The organism is Cuneatibacter sp. NSJ-177, assembly GCF_022867805.1.
GTDB lineage: Bacteria > Bacillota > Clostridia > Lachnospirales > Lachnospiraceae > Pseudolachnospira.
In genome coordinates, this window is record NZ_JALIFO010000001.1 from 802,896 (window position 1) to 820,377 (window position 17,482).

20 protein-coding genes are annotated in these 17,482 nt (G+C 53.2%); 19 read left to right on the forward strand and 1 reads right to left on the reverse strand.

Going from position 1 to position 17,482, the window contains the following annotated elements; genetic code table 11:
* Positions 1-197: 197 nt before the first annotated feature.
* From MUB23_RS03575 to MUB23_RS03590, 4 genes are all read left to right on the forward strand, one after another.
* A complete protein-coding gene (locus tag MUB23_RS03575; RefSeq protein ID WP_244798884.1) occupies positions 198-1,214 on the forward strand; it encodes a glycosyltransferase family 2 protein in 1,017 nt (338 codons plus the stop codon).
* A 64-nt stretch (positions 1,215-1,278) separates the two neighbouring features.
* Positions 1,279-1,851: a 16S rRNA (guanine(966)-N(2))-methyltransferase RsmD gene (gene rsmD, locus MUB23_RS03580; RefSeq protein WP_244798885.1), complete on the forward strand. Its 573-nt coding sequence runs from the start codon at positions 1,279-1,281 to the stop codon at positions 1,849-1,851.
* The gene (coaD, locus tag MUB23_RS03585; protein WP_244798886.1) at positions 1,844-2,350 is read left to right on the forward strand and encodes a pantetheine-phosphate adenylyltransferase; all 507 of its coding nucleotides are present in this window, start codon (positions 1,844-1,846) and stop codon (positions 2,348-2,350) included. The genes rsmD and coaD overlap by 8 nt, the downstream gene beginning before the upstream one ends.
* The gene (locus MUB23_RS03590; protein WP_244798887.1) at positions 2,347-2,958 is read left to right on the forward strand and encodes a vacuolar family H+-ATPase subunit H; all 612 of its coding nucleotides are present in this window, start codon (positions 2,347-2,349) and stop codon (positions 2,956-2,958) included. The genes coaD and MUB23_RS03590 overlap by 4 nt, the downstream gene beginning before the upstream one ends.
* A gap of 92 nt (positions 2,959-3,050) precedes the next feature.
* On the opposite strand, the gene MUB23_RS03595 is transcribed toward MUB23_RS03590, so the two are convergent.
* Positions 3,051-3,911, reverse strand: coding sequence for a hypothetical protein (locus MUB23_RS03595; RefSeq protein WP_244798888.1), 861 nt, complete (start codon positions 3,909-3,911; stop codon positions 3,051-3,053).
* A gap of 225 nt (positions 3,912-4,136) precedes the next feature.
* Between MUB23_RS03595 and pepD the strand changes: the two genes are divergently transcribed.
* From pepD to hisIE, 15 genes are all read left to right on the forward strand, one after another.
* A complete protein-coding gene (gene pepD / locus MUB23_RS03600; RefSeq protein ID WP_244798889.1) occupies positions 4,137-5,552 on the forward strand; it encodes a beta-Ala-His dipeptidase in 1,416 nt (471 codons plus the stop codon).
* Positions 5,553-5,642: 90 nt separating this feature from the next.
* Positions 5,643-6,443, forward strand: a complete 801-nt coding sequence (locus MUB23_RS03605; protein WP_244798891.1) for a GTP pyrophosphokinase — start codon at positions 5,643-5,645, stop codon at positions 6,441-6,443.
* 1 nt (position 6,444) lies between these two features.
* Entirely contained in the window at positions 6,445-7,833 is a 1,389-nt protein-coding gene (locus tag MUB23_RS03610) for an RsmB/NOP family class I SAM-dependent RNA methyltransferase (protein ID WP_244798893.1), read from the forward strand.
* Between the two features lie 2 nt (positions 7,834-7,835).
* A complete protein-coding gene (locus MUB23_RS03615) occupies positions 7,836-8,504 on the forward strand; it encodes an HAD family hydrolase (protein ID WP_442874104.1) in 669 nt (222 codons plus the stop codon).
* Positions 8,501-9,130, forward strand: coding sequence for an MBL fold metallo-hydrolase (locus tag MUB23_RS03620; protein WP_244798899.1), 630 nt, complete (start codon positions 8,501-8,503; stop codon positions 9,128-9,130). Before MUB23_RS03615 ends, MUB23_RS03620 begins: the two co-directional genes overlap by 4 nt.
* Positions 9,131-9,146: 16 nt before the next feature.
* The gene (locus MUB23_RS03625; protein ID WP_244798900.1) at positions 9,147-9,722 is read left to right on the forward strand and encodes a hypothetical protein; all 576 of its coding nucleotides are present in this window, start codon (positions 9,147-9,149) and stop codon (positions 9,720-9,722) included.
* 9 nt (positions 9,723-9,731) lie between these two features.
* Positions 9,732-10,724 (forward strand): RluA family pseudouridine synthase, encoded by a 993-nt coding sequence (locus tag MUB23_RS03630; protein WP_244798901.1) that lies wholly within the window; start codon positions 9,732-9,734, stop codon positions 10,722-10,724.
* Between the two features lie 87 nt (positions 10,725-10,811).
* The gene (locus MUB23_RS03635; RefSeq protein ID WP_244798903.1) at positions 10,812-11,342 is read left to right on the forward strand and encodes a Holliday junction resolvase RecU; all 531 of its coding nucleotides are present in this window, start codon (positions 10,812-10,814) and stop codon (positions 11,340-11,342) included.
* Between the two features lie 76 nt (positions 11,343-11,418).
* A complete protein-coding gene (hisZ, locus tag MUB23_RS03640; RefSeq protein ID WP_244798905.1) occupies positions 11,419-12,687 on the forward strand; it encodes an ATP phosphoribosyltransferase regulatory subunit in 1,269 nt (422 codons plus the stop codon).
* Positions 12,684-13,322 carry an ATP phosphoribosyltransferase gene (hisG, locus tag MUB23_RS03645; RefSeq protein WP_244798907.1) on the forward strand — a complete coding sequence of 213 codons (639 nt, stop codon included), beginning with the start codon at positions 12,684-12,686 and terminating at the stop codon, positions 13,320-13,322. Before hisZ ends, hisG begins: the two co-directional genes overlap by 4 nt.
* Positions 13,319-14,626, forward strand: a complete 1,308-nt coding sequence (gene hisD / locus MUB23_RS03650; RefSeq protein WP_244798909.1) for a histidinol dehydrogenase — start codon at positions 13,319-13,321, stop codon at positions 14,624-14,626. The genes hisG and hisD overlap by 4 nt, the downstream gene beginning before the upstream one ends.
* Before the next feature lie 6 nt (positions 14,627-14,632).
* Positions 14,633-15,187, forward strand: a complete 555-nt coding sequence (locus MUB23_RS03655) for a YcxB family protein (RefSeq protein ID WP_244798911.1) — start codon at positions 14,633-14,635, stop codon at positions 15,185-15,187.
* 32 nt (positions 15,188-15,219) lie between these two features.
* The gene (gene hisB / locus MUB23_RS03660; protein ID WP_244798913.1) at positions 15,220-15,804 is read left to right on the forward strand and encodes an imidazoleglycerol-phosphate dehydratase HisB; all 585 of its coding nucleotides are present in this window, start codon (positions 15,220-15,222) and stop codon (positions 15,802-15,804) included.
* A gap of 1 nt (position 15,805) precedes the next feature.
* Entirely contained in the window at positions 15,806-16,531 is a 726-nt protein-coding gene (gene hisA, locus MUB23_RS03665) for a 1-(5-phosphoribosyl)-5-[(5-phosphoribosylamino)methylideneamino]imidazole-4-carboxamide isomerase (RefSeq protein WP_244798915.1), read from the forward strand.
* Complete coding sequence (hisIE, locus tag MUB23_RS03670; RefSeq protein ID WP_244798916.1) at positions 16,531-17,478, forward strand: bifunctional phosphoribosyl-AMP cyclohydrolase/phosphoribosyl-ATP diphosphatase HisIE; 948 nt, start codon at positions 16,531-16,533, stop codon at positions 17,476-17,478. Before hisA ends, hisIE begins: the two co-directional genes overlap by 1 nt.
* The last annotated feature ends 4 nt before the right edge of the window (positions 17,479-17,482 follow it).

Consider the following 17,482-nt stretch of genomic DNA (forward strand, 5'->3'; position numbering starts at 1 on the left):
CCCATGAGGACGGAGAGGCTGTTTTTTGCACTTGTGATTCTGAAATTTTTTTTAAGTCCGGGCAATTTTATTGACGGCTTTTCCGGCCTATGATACACTAAATAGGCGGCTTTGCTATAGCCTGAATATTTGAAGAAAGAAGCTTGGCTTAAGTTTCAAGATCACTGTAATAGGAAAGGAATGCAAGAGCAGACGAGATGAAACTATTGACGATTACGATCCCTTGTTATAATTCAGAAGCGTATCTGAATAAATGTGTGGACAGCCTTCTGCCAGGTGGGGACCTCGTGGAGATTTTGATTGTAAATGACGGTTCCACCGATGGAACTGCTGAAATCGCTGAGGAATACGCTAAAAAATATCCTTCCGTTGTCCGCGTGATCCATCAGGAGAACAAGGGGCATGGCGGCGCTGTGAATACCGGCCTTGAGGAGGCAACCGGGATTTATTTTAAAGTTGTGGACAGCGATGACAGCGTGAACCCGGACGCGTATCAAAAGATATTGGATACCTTGGAAAATCTGGTCATGGACGGGAAATCCGTGGATATGCTGATCAGCAATTACATTTACGATAAAGTAGGCGTCCGCCGGAAAAAGGTGATGAGTTACCGCCGCGCGTTCCCTCAAAATGAGATCTTTACCTGGGACAAGGTGCGGTTCCTCCATAAGGGACAGTATATCTTGATGCACTCCGTCATCTACCGGACCCGCGTTTTGAAAGACTGCGGGCTGAAACTGCCGGAGCATACCTTTTATGTAGACAATCTGTTTGTATATGTACCGCTTCCTTATGTGAAAACTTTGTACTATATGGATGTGATCTTTTACCGCTATTTTATCGGCCGCGCCGACCAGTCGGTCAATGAGGCCAATATGATCAAGCGGATCGACCAGCAGATCCGGGTGACAAAGGAGATCATTGATTCCTATCCTTTGAGAAAACTGCCGGATAAAAAGCTGCGGAATTATATGAAGAGTTATCTGGAAATTATGATGACGGTGTCTTCCGTCTTTTTGATCTGTTCCGGCACGCCGGAAAATCTGGCGAAGAAGGAGGAGCTTTGGGAATACTTGAAGTCGAAAGACCTTCTCTTATACCGGAAAATCCGCCGCGGCATTATGGGGCAGACCATGAACCTTCCCGGCTCCACCGGAAGGAAAATTTCCATCGCCGCTTACAAGACCACCCGTCATTTTTACGGGTTTAATTAGAATACAACGATTTGCACCGTTTCGGAACAAGCAGATCGAAAATGAATGATAAGGAGCAAGCTCTATGCGAGTGATTGCAGGTACGGCCCGGCGGCTGAATCTGGTGACAGTGCCCGGCACCGATACCAGGCCGACGACCGATCGGATTAAAGAAACTCTGTTTAATATTTTACAGCCCGACATCCCTGGCTGCCGTTTTTTGGATTTGTTTTCCGGCAGCGGCGGGATCGGCATCGAAGCGCTGAGCCGCGGCGCCGCAGAGGCTGTTTTTGTGGAAAATAACCGGAGAGCGGCCGCCTGTATCCGTCAAAACCTGGCGTTTACCCAGCTTTCCGACCAGGCCCGCCTGCTGGAATCGGATGTGCTGGCGGCTCTGACCAGGCTTGAAAAGGAGAAAAAGGCGTTTCATGTAATCTTTTTGGATCCTCCCTATGGGAAAGGCTGGGAGCAGAAGGTGCTGGCCGCTCTCGGCAAATCCTGCCTGGCGGACGAGGGGACGCTCATCGTGGCGGAGGAAACGGAAGATGCTGATTTTTCCTTTGCCGGAGAACTCGGCTTTGCCGTTGTCCGGGAGAAAAATTACAAAACGAATAAGCACGTCTTCTTAAAAAGACGAGAAGGATCGTACCATGTATAATGTGAGAGAAAAAATAGGAATTTATCCTGGAAGTTTTGATCCGGTCACGCTGGGACACCTGGATATCATCGAGCGTTCCTCCAAAATGTTTGATAAATTGATCGTGGCCGTTTTGCACAACAAGAACAAAAAGGCGTTGTTTTCCGCGGAAGAACGTGTTAAAATGATACAGAGCGTGACCAGCCATCTATGTAATGTCGAGGTATCTTCCTTTGAGGGGCTATCGGTGGAATTCGCCCGCGCGAAAGGCGCTCACGTGCTGGTCCGGGGCTTGCGGGCAGTGACGGATTTTGAATATGAACTTCAGATGGCGCAGACCAACCGGGCCATGTGTCCGGAGATTGATACGATTTTTTTGACTACCGATTTGCGCTACGCGTATCTAAGCTCTAGTATTGTAAAAGAAGTCGCTTACTTTGACGGAAATATTGAAATGTTTGTGCCGGCAGCGATCCTGCCGTTGGTAAAAGAAAAATTGATGGAGGATAACCGAAAATGAGCAGAATTGAACAAATGATCGGTGAGATTGAAATGTATCTGGACAGCTGTAAGTCCCAGGCATTTTCCAATAGCAAAAGAATTGTGGTAGAAAAAGATGTCATTGACGAGATGCTGGTGGAGCTTCGCCTGCGCACTCCGGAAGAGATCAAGAAATATCAGAAAATTATCGCCAACAAGGATGCGATTCTGGCCGACGCCCAGTCCCATGCAGATGCGATTCTCGCGGAAGCTTCCCGTCAGACCGCCGAGCTGGTGAACGAACATGAGATCATGCAGCAGGCTTACGCACAGGCGGAAGAGATTGTGCAGCAGGCACAGGCACAGGCACAGAAAATTTTGGATGATGCGGTGATTGAGGCAAACAGCATCCGCGACGGTTCCGTTCAGTACACGGACAGCCAGCTGGAGCAGCTGGAGTCGATTCTGTCCCATGCGCTGGAAAACAGCCAGTCCCGTTTCCAGTCTTTTATGAACCAACTGCAGGCCAGTTATGATGTGGTGGTATCCAACCGCAAGGAGCTGGCGCCCAGTCTTCCTGCGGGCGGGACAAAATCCTCCGGTCCGGAGATCGATATTGCCCTGAACAACGAAGAGGAGGAAGCCTGATTACATAAGAACGTGTCCGAAGAGCCTGTCGTTCTGCGCCCTACGAGAGATTGGGCGGGGAAGCAGGCCTTTTTTCCGTAAAGTTTCCCATTTTAAAGCCATTGAAGACAGCAATAGCAGAGTAGTCCGGTGAGGAGGCCGAGGACGGCGCGTCCGGCTGCATAGGGCGCCAGCTTGATGCCGCTTCCTTTGAGACATCCTCCGGTCTGCCCGATGCAGGAAAGACCGCCGAAGGTGGCCAAACCAAAGCAGAGCGGCGCCGCCAGTTTGACGGGAAGCTGCATCCCGCCGAGAACGCCGGTTCCGGTCGTCATTTCACAGATTCCAAGCAGGACTGCCCGCAGAAGGCCGGGCAGCGGAAGCAGGGTAATCCAGGAGGCCAGAATGGAGAACAGCAAGATATAGCCTCCAATTTTGACCAATGTCTCACAACTGTCCAGAAAACACCGCTCAAAGCTTTCCAGGGAAAGCGGAATCATGGGTTCTTTTCTGTAATTTGCGGCGTCCGACCGGGAGAGTGCCAGGAGCGCGGCCAAAAGGGACGGTGCGAGAGCACAGAACAGGAGAGGCAGTCCCTGCGAGATTCCCAGACATTGAATTCCTATGTAGCCGGTCAGAAACATGGGGCTTGGCTGATTACAGAAGATTACCATCTTTTGTCCTTCCGAGACGGAAATCCGTCCGCTTTTTACCAAAGAGGCAGCCCAGATTGCGCCCATGGGATAACCGCACAAGAAACCCATCACAATTCCACAGGTTTTTGGAGAAAAACGGTTCATCAGTCTGCTCTCCGCCATCAGGCGGGACGCCAGTACAAAGGGGAGCAGGACCGGCAGAACTTTCTGAAACCAAAGCAGAATCCCCGATGATGCGCCGGAGATCGAAAGAGCCGGAAAGCACAGCAGGCCGAGAAAAAACAGCCCAAGAAACAAAATCGAAAAAAGACGTTTCATAAGATTCCCTTTTATGAATAAATAAAGAATGTTTTCGAGTACAATATATCCGAGAGAGGGGACAAATAGACCCTCGCATTTCCCGCGGAAGCAAAAAAGCAATGGTTCGGGAGGGGGAATGATGCGGAAAGCAAGCGTAACGCCAAAGGTGTGCTAAGAGAGATTGAGAATCCTCCGCGCTCCATATAAGGATGGGGCGTGGATTGAAACAAGAAAGGAAGAAACATGGGCAAAACGTATTTAGAGTTTTTTAAAGATCTGTGCCGGATTCCCCACGGTTCCGGAAATACGAAGGCAATCAGTGATTACTGCGTCGGCTTTGCAAAAGAAAAAGGCTTTGCGGTCCGTCAGGATGCGGCCAATAATGTTGTGATCTGGAAGGAAGCCACGTCCGGACGGGAAAAAGATCCGGGAGTTATTTTGCAGGGACATCTGGATATGGTGGCGGTGAAGGAACCAGATCTGGATTTTGACTTTGCAAAAGACGCCCTGCATTTAAAAACCGACGGAGACTATCTGTATGCGGAAGGCACCAGTCTGGGAGGGGACGACGGAATCGCCGTGGCCATGGCTTTGGCTGTGCTGGATTCTGAGGAATTGTCCCATCCCCGCTTGGAGTGTGTTTTTACCACCGACGAGGAGATCGGCATGATCGGCGCGTCGGCGCTGGATATGGGGGATATCACCGGCCGCTATATGCTGAATATGGATTCCGAGGAGGAAGGCCATGTGGTGGGCAGCTGCGCCGGAGGATGCCGGGCGGAAGTGCTTTATCCCTCAAGCAGGGAGAAAAAAATGAGTCCGGGATTTCGGGTGGAGCTGACCGGTCTGACCGGCGGGCATTCCGGCACGGAGATCGACCGGGGCCGCGGGAATGCCATCCGTCTGCTGGCGGGGGTATTGGAGGAGATGCCGGGGAGCTTTCAGCTGTCCGAGATCCGGGGAGGAGCGGCGGACAACGCGATTCCGGCCTCTGCTGCGGCTGTGCTGGCCGTTGCGCCGGATTTTGAAGAAAATGGATATTTGGAGACGAAAAAAATTCAGCTCCAGACGGCATGGGCGAAGACCGATCCTCATCTGACTTTGGAGTGGGAGCCGCTTCCGGAGTCGGAGTTTCCGGTTATGAAACGAGAGGACTCCGACCGCCTGTTAAAGCTGGTGACCTCCCTTCCGGACGGCCCGCTGCAGTACAACGAGGAGATTCCGGACATGGTGGAGGTGTCCACCAACCTCGGCGTGATCTCCACCAAAGAGGACGGCGTTCATTTTGTGATGGCGCCGCGCAGCGCGAAGACCGCAGACCGGGAAGCTTTAGAGAAAGAGATTGCCGGGATGGCAAAAGCATATGGGGCCACCGCATCGTTTCACGGGGAATATCCGGGATGGCCGTTTCAGGCGGATTCCCGGCTGCAGCAGCTGGCGGCTCAGGTATACCGGGAGCAGACAGGAAAAGAATTGGTTCTGGAGGGCATCCACGCAGGGCTGGAATGTGGTATTTTCAGCGAAAAAATCCCGGAACTGGATATCATTGCATTCGGTCCGGACCTGATGGATATCCATTCCACCAAAGAACGGCTGAGCCTTCCTTCCGCCGAGCGGATCTGGAAGTTCCTGGTCGGAATGCTGGAGAAGATTTCATAACTTACGTGAGATCGGAGGACCCGCAGGGCGCAGTTTGCCCGGATAGGCGCGGGTCTTTGAGGGTTGGGAAGCATAAAGGAGCGGATTGGTATGGAAATTCAAAAGTGGAGAGAAATTTTATCCCCCTACGAGCTGGCGGTGGATGAGCTGAGAATCAAGTTCAATTATATTATCAAACAGAACAAGGCGGCGGGGCGGTATTCTCCGATCGAGCAGGTCATCTGCCGGGTGAAAACGGTCTCCAGCATTTTGGATAAAGCAAAGCGAAAAGGCATTGACCTGGAGAACGTGGAGGAAAAGATCACGGACATCGCGGGGGTCCGGCTGATCTGCCAGTTTGTCGAGGACATTGATAAGGTGGTGAATATCATCCGGGACCGTCCGGATATGGAGGTGATGGAGGAAAACGATTACGTCCATCACAGCAAGCCCAGCGGATATCAGAGTTATCACATGGTGGTCCGGTATGAAGTCACAACCATCCACGGCCCCAAACTGGTTCCGGTGGAGATTCAGATCCGGACGATGGCGATGAACTTTTGGGCGACGATTGAGCACAGCCTCAAGTATAAATACAGCGGGAACGTACCGGAGCATATCGGCGAACGGCTGCTGGCCGCCGCCCAGGCGGTAATCAATCTGGATAAAGAAATGTCGATGATCCGGGAAGATATCGTGATGGCACAGGATCTGTTTTTCAACAAGGCCCGGATCGTATCCGAGATCAAGAATAATATACAAAACCTTTATAAATTTGAAAACCGGGACGCCATGCTGAATATACAGAATGAATTTTTTGACCTGTATCAAAACGGCACGCTGGAGGAGCTGGAAGAGTTCAACCGCCAGTTGGATCTGGTGGCGGCCCGGCAGGGAGTGCAGGAGCTGTAACATGGAATTGCCGAAAGAATATCTCGTGCGGATGCAGGAGCTGCTGGGGGAGGAATATCCGGAGTATCTGGATTCCTTCTCTAAAGCGCGGGTCACCGCTCTCAGAACCAATACACGAAAGATCTCGCCGGAGGAGTTAAAGGCGAGGATGCCTTTTTTGGAGGAATCGGTGCCGTGGGCGCCGGAAGGCTTCTATTTTTCCGGCGGAAAAACGAAAGACTCCGCCCAGGTGACGCCTGCGAAACATCCCTATTATTTCGCGGGGCTCTACTATTTGCAGGAGGCCAGCGCAATGTCGCCGGGGGCGATGCTTCCGGTGGAGCCGGGGGACCGGGTTTTGGATCTCTGCGGGGCGCCGGGGGGGAAAGCCACCCATCTGGGCGCGCGTCTTGCGGGTACGGGCGTGCTGTTCGCCAATGATATCAGCGCCTCGCGGGCGCAGGCCATGGTGAAAAATCTGGAACTGTTCGGAATAGAAAACAGCTACGTGACGGCCGAGACCCCGGAAAAACTGGCGCAGAGTTTTCCATCCTATTTCGATAAGATTTTAGTGGACGCTCCCTGCTCCGGAGAGGGGATGTTCCGCCGGGAATCCGCGATGGTGAAAGACTGGGTGCAGAAAGGTCCCTCTTATTACCAGCCGGTACAGAGAGAAATCCTGACTTCCGCCGTATCCATGTTAAGACCAGGCGGGATGCTTCTCTATTCCACCTGTACTTTTTCCCGCGAAGAGGATGAAGATAACGTAGCGTGGCTGCTCCGGACGTTTCCGGAACTGACCGTCTTGCCATTGCCGGGAAACCGCGGTTTTTCGGAGGGGTTCCTCCCCGGCACCGGCCGGATCTGGCCCCAGCGCGCCCGCGGGGAAGGCCATTTTCTGGCGCTGCTTCAAAAAGAGGGAGGCGGTAACAGGGGAAAGGCTGTGGAAGAAACGCAGGATTGGACCGGGAAACAGAGGTCCGGCAGGACCTTTGCGGAGGCGGCCCCCGACTTTGCTCCTCTCTTCGGGAGCGCATGGCAGGACAAGCCGGTCTCAGAGGAAAAGGATTCGCTTTATCTGCTTCCGGAAGGCGCCCAAAAAAGAGCCGGGATCCGTTATCTGCGCACCGGCCTGTTTTTAGGAAGCCGGAAGAACGGAAGGTTTACGCCTTCGCCGGCCCTGGCCCTGGCGCTTCAAAAGGAGGACTTTTCCAACCGGGTGGACTTTTCCGGATCGGACGGGAGGGTCATCCGCTATCTGAAGGGAGAGACCGTCGCCTGCGAAGGGGTTCCCTCTTCGGGGGAAGATGGGTGGACTCTGGTTTTGGTAGATGGATTTCCCCTAGGCTGGGCCAAGCGCAGCAAAGATACTTTGAAGAATAAATATCACCCCGGATGGAGGTGGCAATGAACATACCGATGAAAGAAATCCAGGCTGTCCTGTTTGATTTGGACGGGACCCTGGTGGACTCGATGTGGATGTGGAAAGACATTGATATCGAATACCTGGGCCGCTACGGCGTCTCGCTGCCGGATAACCTGCAAAAAGAGATTGAAGGAATGAGTTTTTCCGAGACGGCGGTCTATTTTAAAGAGACGTTCCAGCTTCCGGAATCCCTGGATGAAATAAAAGCGGAATGGAACCGGATGGCTTATGAAAAATACCGCTATCAGGTGCCGATGAAACCGTACGCAAGGGAGTTTCTGGACGAGCTTTCCCAAAGAGGAATCCCGATGGGAATCGCTACGAGTAATTCCAGAGAACTGGTGCAGGCCGTGATCGAAGGACAGCGGCTGGAGAATTATTTTAGCTCTGTGCGGACCGGCTGCGAGGTGGCCGCCGGGAAGCCGTCGCCGGACATCTATTTAAAGGTGGCAGAGGATTTGAACGCCGACCCGAAGCAGTGTCTGGTGATCGAGGACGTGCCTGCCGGGATACAGGCAGGGAAAAACGCGGGCATGTGGGTCTGTGCGATCTATGATTCCTGGTCTGCCCATATGGAGGAGGAAAAACGGCGTCTGGCCGATGATTCCATCACCGATTACAGTGAAATTCTAAAGAACATGGAGGGATTGAGATGAGCAAAACAGTCACGCTGACCTGGAGAGGACATTCTTGTTTTAAACTGGAGCAGGATGGATTTTCCATCGTTGTGGATCCTTATAAGGATGGGAAGGTGCCGGGGCTGGCCGATCTGAGAGATACGGCGAACCGGATTATCTGCAGTCATAATCATGACGACCATGGCTATGTGGATGCGATCACTTACGAGGAGACGGATAAAGAGAACCCGTTTCAGATTACCATGGTGGCCTGCCCCCACGACGATGAGGGCGGGGCAAAGCGCGGTATGAACATGATCCACGTATTTGACAACGGGGAGCTTCGGATCGCCCACTTTGGAGATATCGGCTGCCCCCTCAATGAAAAGCAGAAAGAAACCCTAGGTCGCCTGGATGTGGTGATGGTCCCGGTGGGCGGCTTTTACACGATGGAGCCCGATGGGATTGAGGCAATGCTGGAGGAGCTGAACCCTGCCGTTGTGATTCCCATGCACTATCGCACCGAGGAATATGGTTTTCCGGTGATCGGAACTTTGGAGGATTTTCTGAAATTCCGCTCGGATGTGGTGCGGTATGAGACCAACACGCTGGATCTGACTCCTGATATGAAAAAGCAGACCGCGGTTTTAAAATACTTAGGCTAAAAGGAAAGGAATAAGGATGGAAAACGAAGCAAGAGGCCGCTATGGCTACATTGACGCCCATCGGAAGAGCCAGCTGTTAAAAGCTGTAATCTGCGGCGCAATCGTGCTGCTGCTCTTAATATTAGGTGTTCTGATTTGGGGCTCTAAGAAAAACTGGCTGATGATTCCCGCTATGCTGATGGTGATTCCCACCGCCAATTTTTTCGTGGCCTTTGCGGCCTTTGCCAAGTTTCACACAGCGCCGAAGGAAAAATACGAGCTGCTGGGAAATTTTGAAAACCAGGATATGCTTCTTTCCGATTTGATTCTGGTGGATGAAAAGGGACGGAGGATGCCGGTGGAGTTTGCCGTCGTCTATAAAAACGGCGTAGTAGCTTTTTCTTCCGTCTGTGGAAAGCGGTTCCGGTCGGAGGATGCGGAGATTCCGGTCAACGACGTGTTAAAGCGCCGGGGGATCCCGATGAGGATGAAACTGTATTCCAACTGGGATGAATTTTTGGAGCGCATTGACAAGGTGGAGATGGCGGGCGACGAATCGGAGAAGAAGCGAATCGACCTGGCGAAGGAAGCGGTTATCTCCACGTCGATGTAGAGGAGAACGATGCAGGAAATCAAAATCAGCGGGAGAGAGGCCGGACAGCGTCTGGACAAATTCCTCGGAAAATATCTGAGGGAGGCCGGGAGCGGCTTCCTCCACAAAATGCTCCGCAAAAAAAATATTACACTGAACGGAAAGAAGGCGGACGGTTCGGAGCGCCTTTCGGAGGGGGACTGCCTCCGCCTGTTCCTCGCCGAAGAGACGATCCGGAAATTCCAGGGGGAGAATTCGGTCAGACGGACCAAGACTGAGCTGGATCTGGTGTATGAGGACGCACAGGTTTTATTTGTGAACAAACCGGCCGGCATGCTGTCCCAGAAAGCGGCGCCGGAGGATATTTCCCTGTGCGAGCATTTGATCTCCTACCTGCTGCAAAGCGGTCAGATCACAGAAGAGGAACTGACGCGCTTCCGTCCCGGCGTCTGCAACCGGCTGGACCGGAATACCAGCGGACTTGTGGCCGCGGGAAAGACTCTGACGGGCCTTCAGGCTTTGTCAGAGCTTTTTCGTTCCCGCCGGCTGGAAAAATATTATCTGGCTCTGGTACAGGGGACGGGGATCCGGGCCGAGCGGGTGGAAGGTTATCTGATCAAGGATGAGAAGACCAATACGGTGAGAATCAGAAAAGCAAGCCAAAGGGAGACCGGAAGCGCGGCGATGCCGGAAGGGGCGGCCCGGATCGTGACTGCTTACGAGCCTTTGGACGAGGGGAACGGGGCTACCCTGCTGAAAGTCCATCTGATCACGGGAAAAACCCATCAGATCCGGGCTCATCTGGCCTCCGTCGGCCACCCGGTGTTGGGGGACCGGAAGTATGGCGGCATGTCCCGCAATCTGCCCGTGGAGCCGAAGCGTCAGATGCTGCATGCCTTCCAGCTTACGTTCCCGAAAGAATTGCCGGAACTGCCGGAGCTTTCCCGCCAGACGCTCTGCGCTCCGCTGCCGGAAGATTTTCTGCGCTGCCTGAGAGCGCTGGGACTGGCGGAGCCTAAATAAGACGCCGGATGGGCCGGCGGGGATGAGATCACCTAGGCGGCGGGAGCCCCGGCTCAAAGCCGACGCAGAAAAAGAGGAGAGTAACGTATGGGAACTTGGGGAAGCAGGGGGCTTCGCGGCTCCACCTTGGAGGAGATGATCAATCTCACGATCGAAAAATACCGGGAAAGCCATCTGGCGCTGATCCAGAAGATTCCGACCCCGATCAAACCGATCCGGATTGATCAGGAAAGCCGCCATATTACCCTCGCTTATTTTGATCAGAAGAGCACCGTGGACTATATCGGGGTGGTCCAGGGGGTGCCGGTCTGCTTTGACGCAAAGGAGTGCCAGGAGGATACGATTCCCCTGGCCAATATCCATGAGCATCAGCTTTTGTTTATGCGGGAATTTGAGCGCCAGCAGGGAATCGCCTTTTTTATTCTGCATCTGACCCAGAGGGATGAGATTTACTACCTACCTTTGGCGGATGCCGAGCGCTTTTGGAAGCGGGCGGAGGACGGCGGCAGGAAGAGCTTTACCTACGGGGAGATCGACAAAAGCTATCGGATATCCGGAAAAAACGGCCTGGTCCATTTTCTGGAACCGCTTCAAAAAGATTTGCTGGAAAGAGATTGACATTTTCGGCGTTTTTTTGTATAATTCATCGTGCTACCGAATTAGCACAGTAAAGTGAACGAGGAAGGAAAAGCAAATGGTCCAGCTGCTTCATACCCCCGAAGGGGTCAAAGATTACTATAACGATGAATTTGCCCGCAAGGATGCCCTGCGCAGGCGGATAAAGGATACGTTCAGCCGTTACGGCTACCGTGGGATCCAGACGCCGTCTTTTGAATATTTTGATATATTTAACGCGGAGCGCGGCAGCGTATCTTCCAGGGATATGTATAAAATGATTGACCGGAATGGGGAGACTTTGGTTCTGCGGCCGGATTTTACCCCGTCCATCGCCCGCTGCGCCGCCAAGTATTATGGCGCGGAGAGCCTGCCGGTCCGGTTTTGCTATGAGGGAAATACTTTTATCAATAACTCCAGCTATCAGGGAAGATTAAAGGAGACCACCCAAGCCGGGATCGAGCTGATCGGGGATGATTCTCTGGCGGCCGACGCCGAGGTGATCGCACTGGCGGTGGACTGCATGAAAAGCGCGGGGCTTTCGGAATTTCAGGTTGAGATCGGTCAGGTGGATTTTTTTAACGGACTGCTCCAGGAGGCCGGTTTGCAGGAAGAGGTCATCGAGGTCCTGCGGGATCTGATTGGAAATAAGAACTTTTTCGGCGTGGAGGAGCGGCTGAAAGCGGAAAGTCTTCCGGAGGATCTGACCCGCGCGTTTCTGGCGCTGCCGCAGCTCTTTGGATCCGCGGATCAGGTATTTGAAAAAGCAAGGACATTGACGAAAAACCCCGTCGCCCTGGCGGCTGTGGACCGCCTGGAGCAGCTTTATGAGCTTTTGACCGCGTATGAAGTCAATGATTATATTACCTTTGACCTGGGGATGCTTGGAAACTATCAGTATTATACCGGGATTATCTTTCAGGGCTATACCTACGGCACAGGCGACTATATCGTGACCGGTGGCCGCTATGACAATCTGATGGTGCAGTTTGGAAAGGACGCCCCTTCCGTGGGCTTTGGGATTTCCGTCGATACCCTGATGTCCGCGATCCAGCGGCAGAAGATCCAAGAGGAGCTTCCCTGGGATGAGACGATGATTCTCTATGAGCCCTCCGAGCTTTCTTTGGCCATTGCGTTAGGCGGACTGTACCGGAAGAACGGCCGCAAGGTGTCCTTGACGGAAAAACGGTCTTTGGCCGGAGAATATATGGAGTATGCCGCGGAGCATCGGATCGGAAGCATTTTACTTTTGACCGGAAAGTCGGAGGCGATTACAGTGATTCAGACCAGAACCGGGGAGACCACGTCTGTGCCGGTTCCAGGGGAAATCCGGAGGGGAAATCGATGAAATATATTACTTTTGCCCTGGCGAAAGGGCGTCTGGCGAAAAAGGCCATGGATCTGCTGAAAGAAGTCGGTATCACCTGCGAAGAGATGGAAGAGCCGGACACCAGAAAACTGATTTTTACCAACGAGGAATTAAAGCTGAAATTTTTCCTGGCGAAAGCATCCGATGTGCCGACTTATGTGGAATATGGGGCGGCGGATATCGGAATCGTCGGCAGAGATACGATTTTGGAAGAAGGCAGAAAGCTCTATGAAGTCCTGGATCTGGGGATCGGCAAGTGCCGGATGTGCGTGGCCGGGCCTGCCGGGGCAGCGGAGCTTTTAAAGCATCACCAGCTGATCCGGGTCGCCACCAAATATCCGGTGATCGCCAAGGATTATTTCTACAACCGGAAGCACCAGACCGTGGAGATCATCAAACTGAACGGCTCCGTGGAGCTGGCTCCGATCGTCGGCCTGTCCGAAGTGATCGTGGATATCGTGGAGACGGGAACTACCCTGAAAGAAAACGGGCTGGAAGTTCTGGAAGAGATCTGCGATCTCTCCGCGAAAGTGGTGGTCAATCAAGTCAGTATGAAGATGGAGAACGAGAGGATTACCCAGATCATTCAGTCTTTGAAAGGAGTGCTGGCATGAGAATTGTTTCATTAAATGAGGAGACGAAAAAAGGAATTCTGACGAATCTGTTAAAGCGGAGTACAACGAGCTATGGCTCTTATATGGAGGCGGTGAACGAGATCCTCACGGCAGTCCGGGAGAAGGGCGACGAAGCTCTGTTTTCTTACACGGAGCAGTTTGACCATGTGAAGCTGACGGAAGATACCATTCGCGTCTCCGAAGAGGAGATCGAGGAAGCCTATCGCTTGGTGGATGAAAACTTCCTGCGGATCCTGCGCCGCGCTGCGGAGAATATCCGCGATTACCATCAGCGGCAGGTGAGAAATAGTTGGATTGAGACAAAAGCGGACGGCGTGCTTTTAGGTCAGAAGATTACGCCTTTATCCAGCGTGGGCGTCTATGTGCCGGGCGGAAAGGCCGCTTATCCTTCCTCGGTCTTGATGAACCTGATTCCGGCAAAGGTGGCCGGCGTGAAGCGGATTGCCATGGTGACGCCTCCGGGAAGAGACGGGAAGGTCAATCCGAAGGTGCTGGCGGCGGCCCGCGAGGGAGGCGTGACCGAAATCTATAAAGTGGGCGGCGCTCAGGCGATCGGCGCTTTGGCCTACGGCACGGCTTCGATCCCGAAGGTCAGCAAGATTACCGGCCCCGGAAACATTTATGTCGCTCTCGCGAAGCGGGCGGTATTCGGCTATGTGGGCCTGGATTCCATCGCCGGCCCCAGCGAGATCCTGGTGCTGGCCGATGAAACAGCCAATCCCCGCTATGCGGCGGCGGATCTCCTGTCCCAGGCGGAGCACGACGAGATGGCGTCTGCGATTCTCGTGACCACTTCCAGAAAGCTGGCAGAGCAGGTTTCCGCCGAAGTGGAGAAATTTTTAAAAACACTGAGCCGCCGGGAGATCATTGAAAAATCACTGGATCAGTTCGGCTATATTCTTCTGGCGGACAACTGGGACGATGCAGTGGATGCAGTCAATGAGATTGCCTCCGAGCATTTGGAAATCATGACCAGAGATCCCTTTGCGGTGATGACCCGGATTGAGAACGCCGGGGCGATTTTCCTCGGCGAATACAGCTCCGAACCCCTCGGGGATTATTTTGCCGGACCGAATCATGTGCTTCCGACCAATGGCACCGCTAAATTTTTCTCTCCGCTGGGTGTGGACGATTTTATCAAGAAATCCAGCCTGATTTCCTATTCCAGAGAAGCGCTGCAGGCAATTTCTGAAGATATTCAGGAATTTGCCAAGGCAGAACAGTTGACAGCCCATGCAAATTCGATTAAAGTAAGGTTTGAGGATACAAAAGAAGGGAAATAGGCTGTCATGCAGGAATTATTTAAAAACGAGATTATTTTAACCGAAGAACTGAATCTACAGTACGCGGAGGCTTCCTACAAGGTTTACCGTAAAAAATACCGGATCGGCATCGGGATCTTTGCACTGGTGGATCTGGTATTGGCGGGGCTCTGCCTGTTTCTCTATCGGATGACTGCTCTCGGCGCCGCCCTGGCGGTGCTGGCCGTGGCGCTGGTCATTTTGGTTTTTTACCGGGGATATCTTTCCGGCGCCAAAAAGAGTTATGACAATCTAAAAAAGAATTATAAAGGGGTTCCCCGCATGTTCGCCACCTTTTACGACGATCATTTTGAGCGGAACACCAACCGGAACACGATCACTGTGGATTATAAAGATGTCACCGGCACCCTGGAGACCAAGGACTTGATGGTGGTGGCGGTGGGCAAGCAGGGAGCGATTCAGCAGGGAATTCTGCTGGAAAAGAAAGGATTCCGCACCGGCAGTCTGGAGGCTTTTTTAAAATTTTTGTATGAAAAGTGTCCTCAGATTACGGAGAAGGATAAAAAGTCCTATCTCCAATGACGGACCCGGCGGATGAAGAAAGGAAGAGAGCCATGCGCAAAGCCGCGATTAGCCGCAATACCAAGGAAACACAGATACAGATGACCCTGAACCTGGACGGAACCGGAGTGTGTCGTTCGGAGACCGGCATCGGTTTTTTTGACCATATGCTGGACAGTTTTGCCCGCCATGGATTTTTTGACCTGACGGTTCACATCAAGGGGGATCTGCGGGTGGACACCCACCATACGGTGGAGGACACGGGAATTGTGCTGGGCACGGCCATCGCGGAAGCGGTGGGGGATAAAAAAGGAATCCGCCGCTACGGCTCCATGTTTCTTCCCATGGACGAGACTTTGGTTCTGACGGCGCTGGATCTCGGCGGACGGCCTTATTTTGTCTTTGACGCCGAACTTCCGGCGGAGCGGGTCGGGGAATTTGAGACCGAGATGGTCCGGGAATTTTTTTATGCCGTTTCCTACGCGTCCGGCATGAACCTTCACATGAAGCAGATTCACGGGGCCAACACGCACCATATCATCGAAGCGTTCTTCAAGGCCTTTGCGCGGGCGCTGGATGAGGCGACCGGACTGGATCCCCGAATCACGGATGTATTGTCAACGAAAGGAATGTTATAACATGCGGCTGTATCCTGCGATTGATATGAAAAACGGCCAGTGCGTCCGTCTGCGCCAGGGCCTTTTTGACGAAGTGAATGTATACTCGGATTCTCCGGCGGAGATGGCGGCGCTCTGGGAAAGCAAAGGGGCACGTTTCCTACACCTGGTGGATCTGGACGGAGCGCTGGCCGGCCGGCTGGTCAACGAAGCGGCGATCCGGGAGATCGTCGGCCGGGTGCACATCCCGGTCCAGCTTGGCGGCGGGGTCCGCAGTATGGATAATATTGAGGCATTGCGGAAACTCGGCGTTTTCCGGGTAATCATCGGCACCAAGGCGGTCGAGGAGCCGGAGTTCGTCCGGGAGGCGGTGAAGGTCTTCGGGGCGGAGCATATTGTGGTGGGAATCGACGCAAAAGACGGCCGGGTAGCCACCAGGGGCTGGGAGAGCGTCAGCGAGATCACCGCGATGGACCTGTGCAAGAAGATGGAAGAATATGGTGTGCGCACTGTGGTCTATACGGATATCTTAAAGGACGGTATGATGCAGGGGCCCAACGTATCCATGACAAAGGCGCTGTCCGATGGGACAACCATGGATATCATCGCTTCCGGAGGCGTCGCGGGGATGGCGGATTTAGATGCGATCCAGGAGGCCGGAATCCACGGCGCGATCCTCGGCAAAGCATTGTATGAAAAGAAGATTGATCTGGCGGAAGCAGTGGCCCGTCTGGAAGGAGACCGGTAATGAATCTGAAAACGTTGATTTTGTCCGAGGAAATCCGGGTGGAGGATTTCCGGGACGCCCAGGCCATCGTCGCTGTCGACGACTCTGCGGACGATGCGGCCCACGACGCCAACATTGACAAGCTGATCCACCTGACCAGGGAGATTCCGGTTCCCTTTTTTGCCAGGGGGAATATCAAAACGCTGGAAGATGTCAAGAAATTTCTGTATGCAGGGGCGAAGAAGGTAATTCTTTTGCCGGAACAGGAAAAGCTAAGAGCAGAGACCGCGGCCCGCTTTGGAGAAGACAAGGTGCTGGAGGACCCGGAAGCGCTGAACGATCCGGTTCCCGCCTTTTCCTGGCAGGATTTCAAGCTGGGACCGGACGGTCTGGTGCCGGTTGTAGTGCAGGATTACCGGACGGATCAGGTCCTGATGGTGGCCTATATGAATGAAGAAGCCTATAACCGCACGGTTTCCACCGGCCGGATGACTTACTGGAGCCGCAGCCGGAAGGAAATCTGGGAAAAAGGCGCGACCTCCGGCCATTATCAGTATGTAAAATCGCTGACCCTGGACTGTGATCAGGATACGATCTTAGCGAAGGTGGCTCAGATCGGGGCAGCCTGTCACACCGGCCATACGAGCTGCTTTTATCAGCCGATTTTGACCGATGAATACGAGGAGGCTAATCCCTATAAAGTTTTTGAAGATGTCTATCAGGTGATCCTGGACCGGAAACGCCATCCAAAGGAAGGATCCTACACCAATTATCTTTTCGACAAGGGGATCGATAAGATTTGCAAAAAGATCGGCGAGGAGGCCACAGAGATTGTGATAGCGGCCAAAAATCCCAATCCGGAGGAAATCAAATACGAGATTTCGGATTTCCTTTACCATGCCATGGTGCTGATGGCGGAAAAACAGGTGACCTGGCAGGATATCACGGCGGAGCTGGCGAACCGCTGAGGGA

Coding starts and splice junctions, on each gene's coding strand:
- hisIE (WP_244798916.1), top strand. CDS start 16,531: ATGAATCTGAAAACGTTGATTTTGTCCGAGGAAATCCGGGTGGAGGAT.
- hisD (WP_244798909.1), top strand. CDS start 13,319: ATGAGAATTGTTTCATTAAATGAGGAGACGAAAAAAGGAATTCTGACG.
- hisB (WP_244798913.1), top strand. CDS start 15,220: ATGCGCAAAGCCGCGATTAGCCGCAATACCAAGGAAACACAGATACAG.
- hisZ (WP_244798905.1), top strand. CDS start 11,419: ATGGTCCAGCTGCTTCATACCCCCGAAGGGGTCAAAGATTACTATAAC.
- MUB23_RS03625 (WP_244798900.1), top strand. CDS start 9,147: ATGGAAAACGAAGCAAGAGGCCGCTATGGCTACATTGACGCCCATCGG.
- pepD (WP_244798889.1), top strand. CDS start 4,137: ATGGGCAAAACGTATTTAGAGTTTTTTAAAGATCTGTGCCGGATTCCC.
- MUB23_RS03610 (WP_244798893.1), top strand. CDS start 6,445: ATGGAATTGCCGAAAGAATATCTCGTGCGGATGCAGGAGCTGCTGGGG.
- MUB23_RS03655 (WP_244798911.1), top strand. CDS start 14,633: ATGCAGGAATTATTTAAAAACGAGATTATTTTAACCGAAGAACTGAAT.
- MUB23_RS03605 (WP_244798891.1), top strand. CDS start 5,643: ATGGAAATTCAAAAGTGGAGAGAAATTTTATCCCCCTACGAGCTGGCG.
- coaD (WP_244798886.1), top strand. CDS start 1,844: ATGTATAATGTGAGAGAAAAAATAGGAATTTATCCTGGAAGTTTTGAT.
- rsmD (WP_244798885.1), top strand. CDS start 1,279: ATGCGAGTGATTGCAGGTACGGCCCGGCGGCTGAATCTGGTGACAGTG.
- MUB23_RS03595 (WP_244798888.1), bottom strand. CDS start 3,911: ATGAAACGTCTTTTTTCGATTTTGTTTCTTGGGCTGTTTTTTCTCGGC.
- hisG (WP_244798907.1), top strand. CDS start 12,684: ATGAAATATATTACTTTTGCCCTGGCGAAAGGGCGTCTGGCGAAAAAG.
- MUB23_RS03590 (WP_244798887.1), top strand. CDS start 2,347: ATGAGCAGAATTGAACAAATGATCGGTGAGATTGAAATGTATCTGGAC.
- MUB23_RS03620 (WP_244798899.1), top strand. CDS start 8,501: ATGAGCAAAACAGTCACGCTGACCTGGAGAGGACATTCTTGTTTTAAA.
- hisA (WP_244798915.1), top strand. CDS start 15,806: ATGCGGCTGTATCCTGCGATTGATATGAAAAACGGCCAGTGCGTCCGT.
- MUB23_RS03630 (WP_244798901.1), top strand. CDS start 9,732: ATGCAGGAAATCAAAATCAGCGGGAGAGAGGCCGGACAGCGTCTGGAC.
- MUB23_RS03575 (WP_244798884.1), top strand. CDS start 198: ATGAAACTATTGACGATTACGATCCCTTGTTATAATTCAGAAGCGTAT.
- MUB23_RS03635 (WP_244798903.1), top strand. CDS start 10,812: ATGGGAACTTGGGGAAGCAGGGGGCTTCGCGGCTCCACCTTGGAGGAG.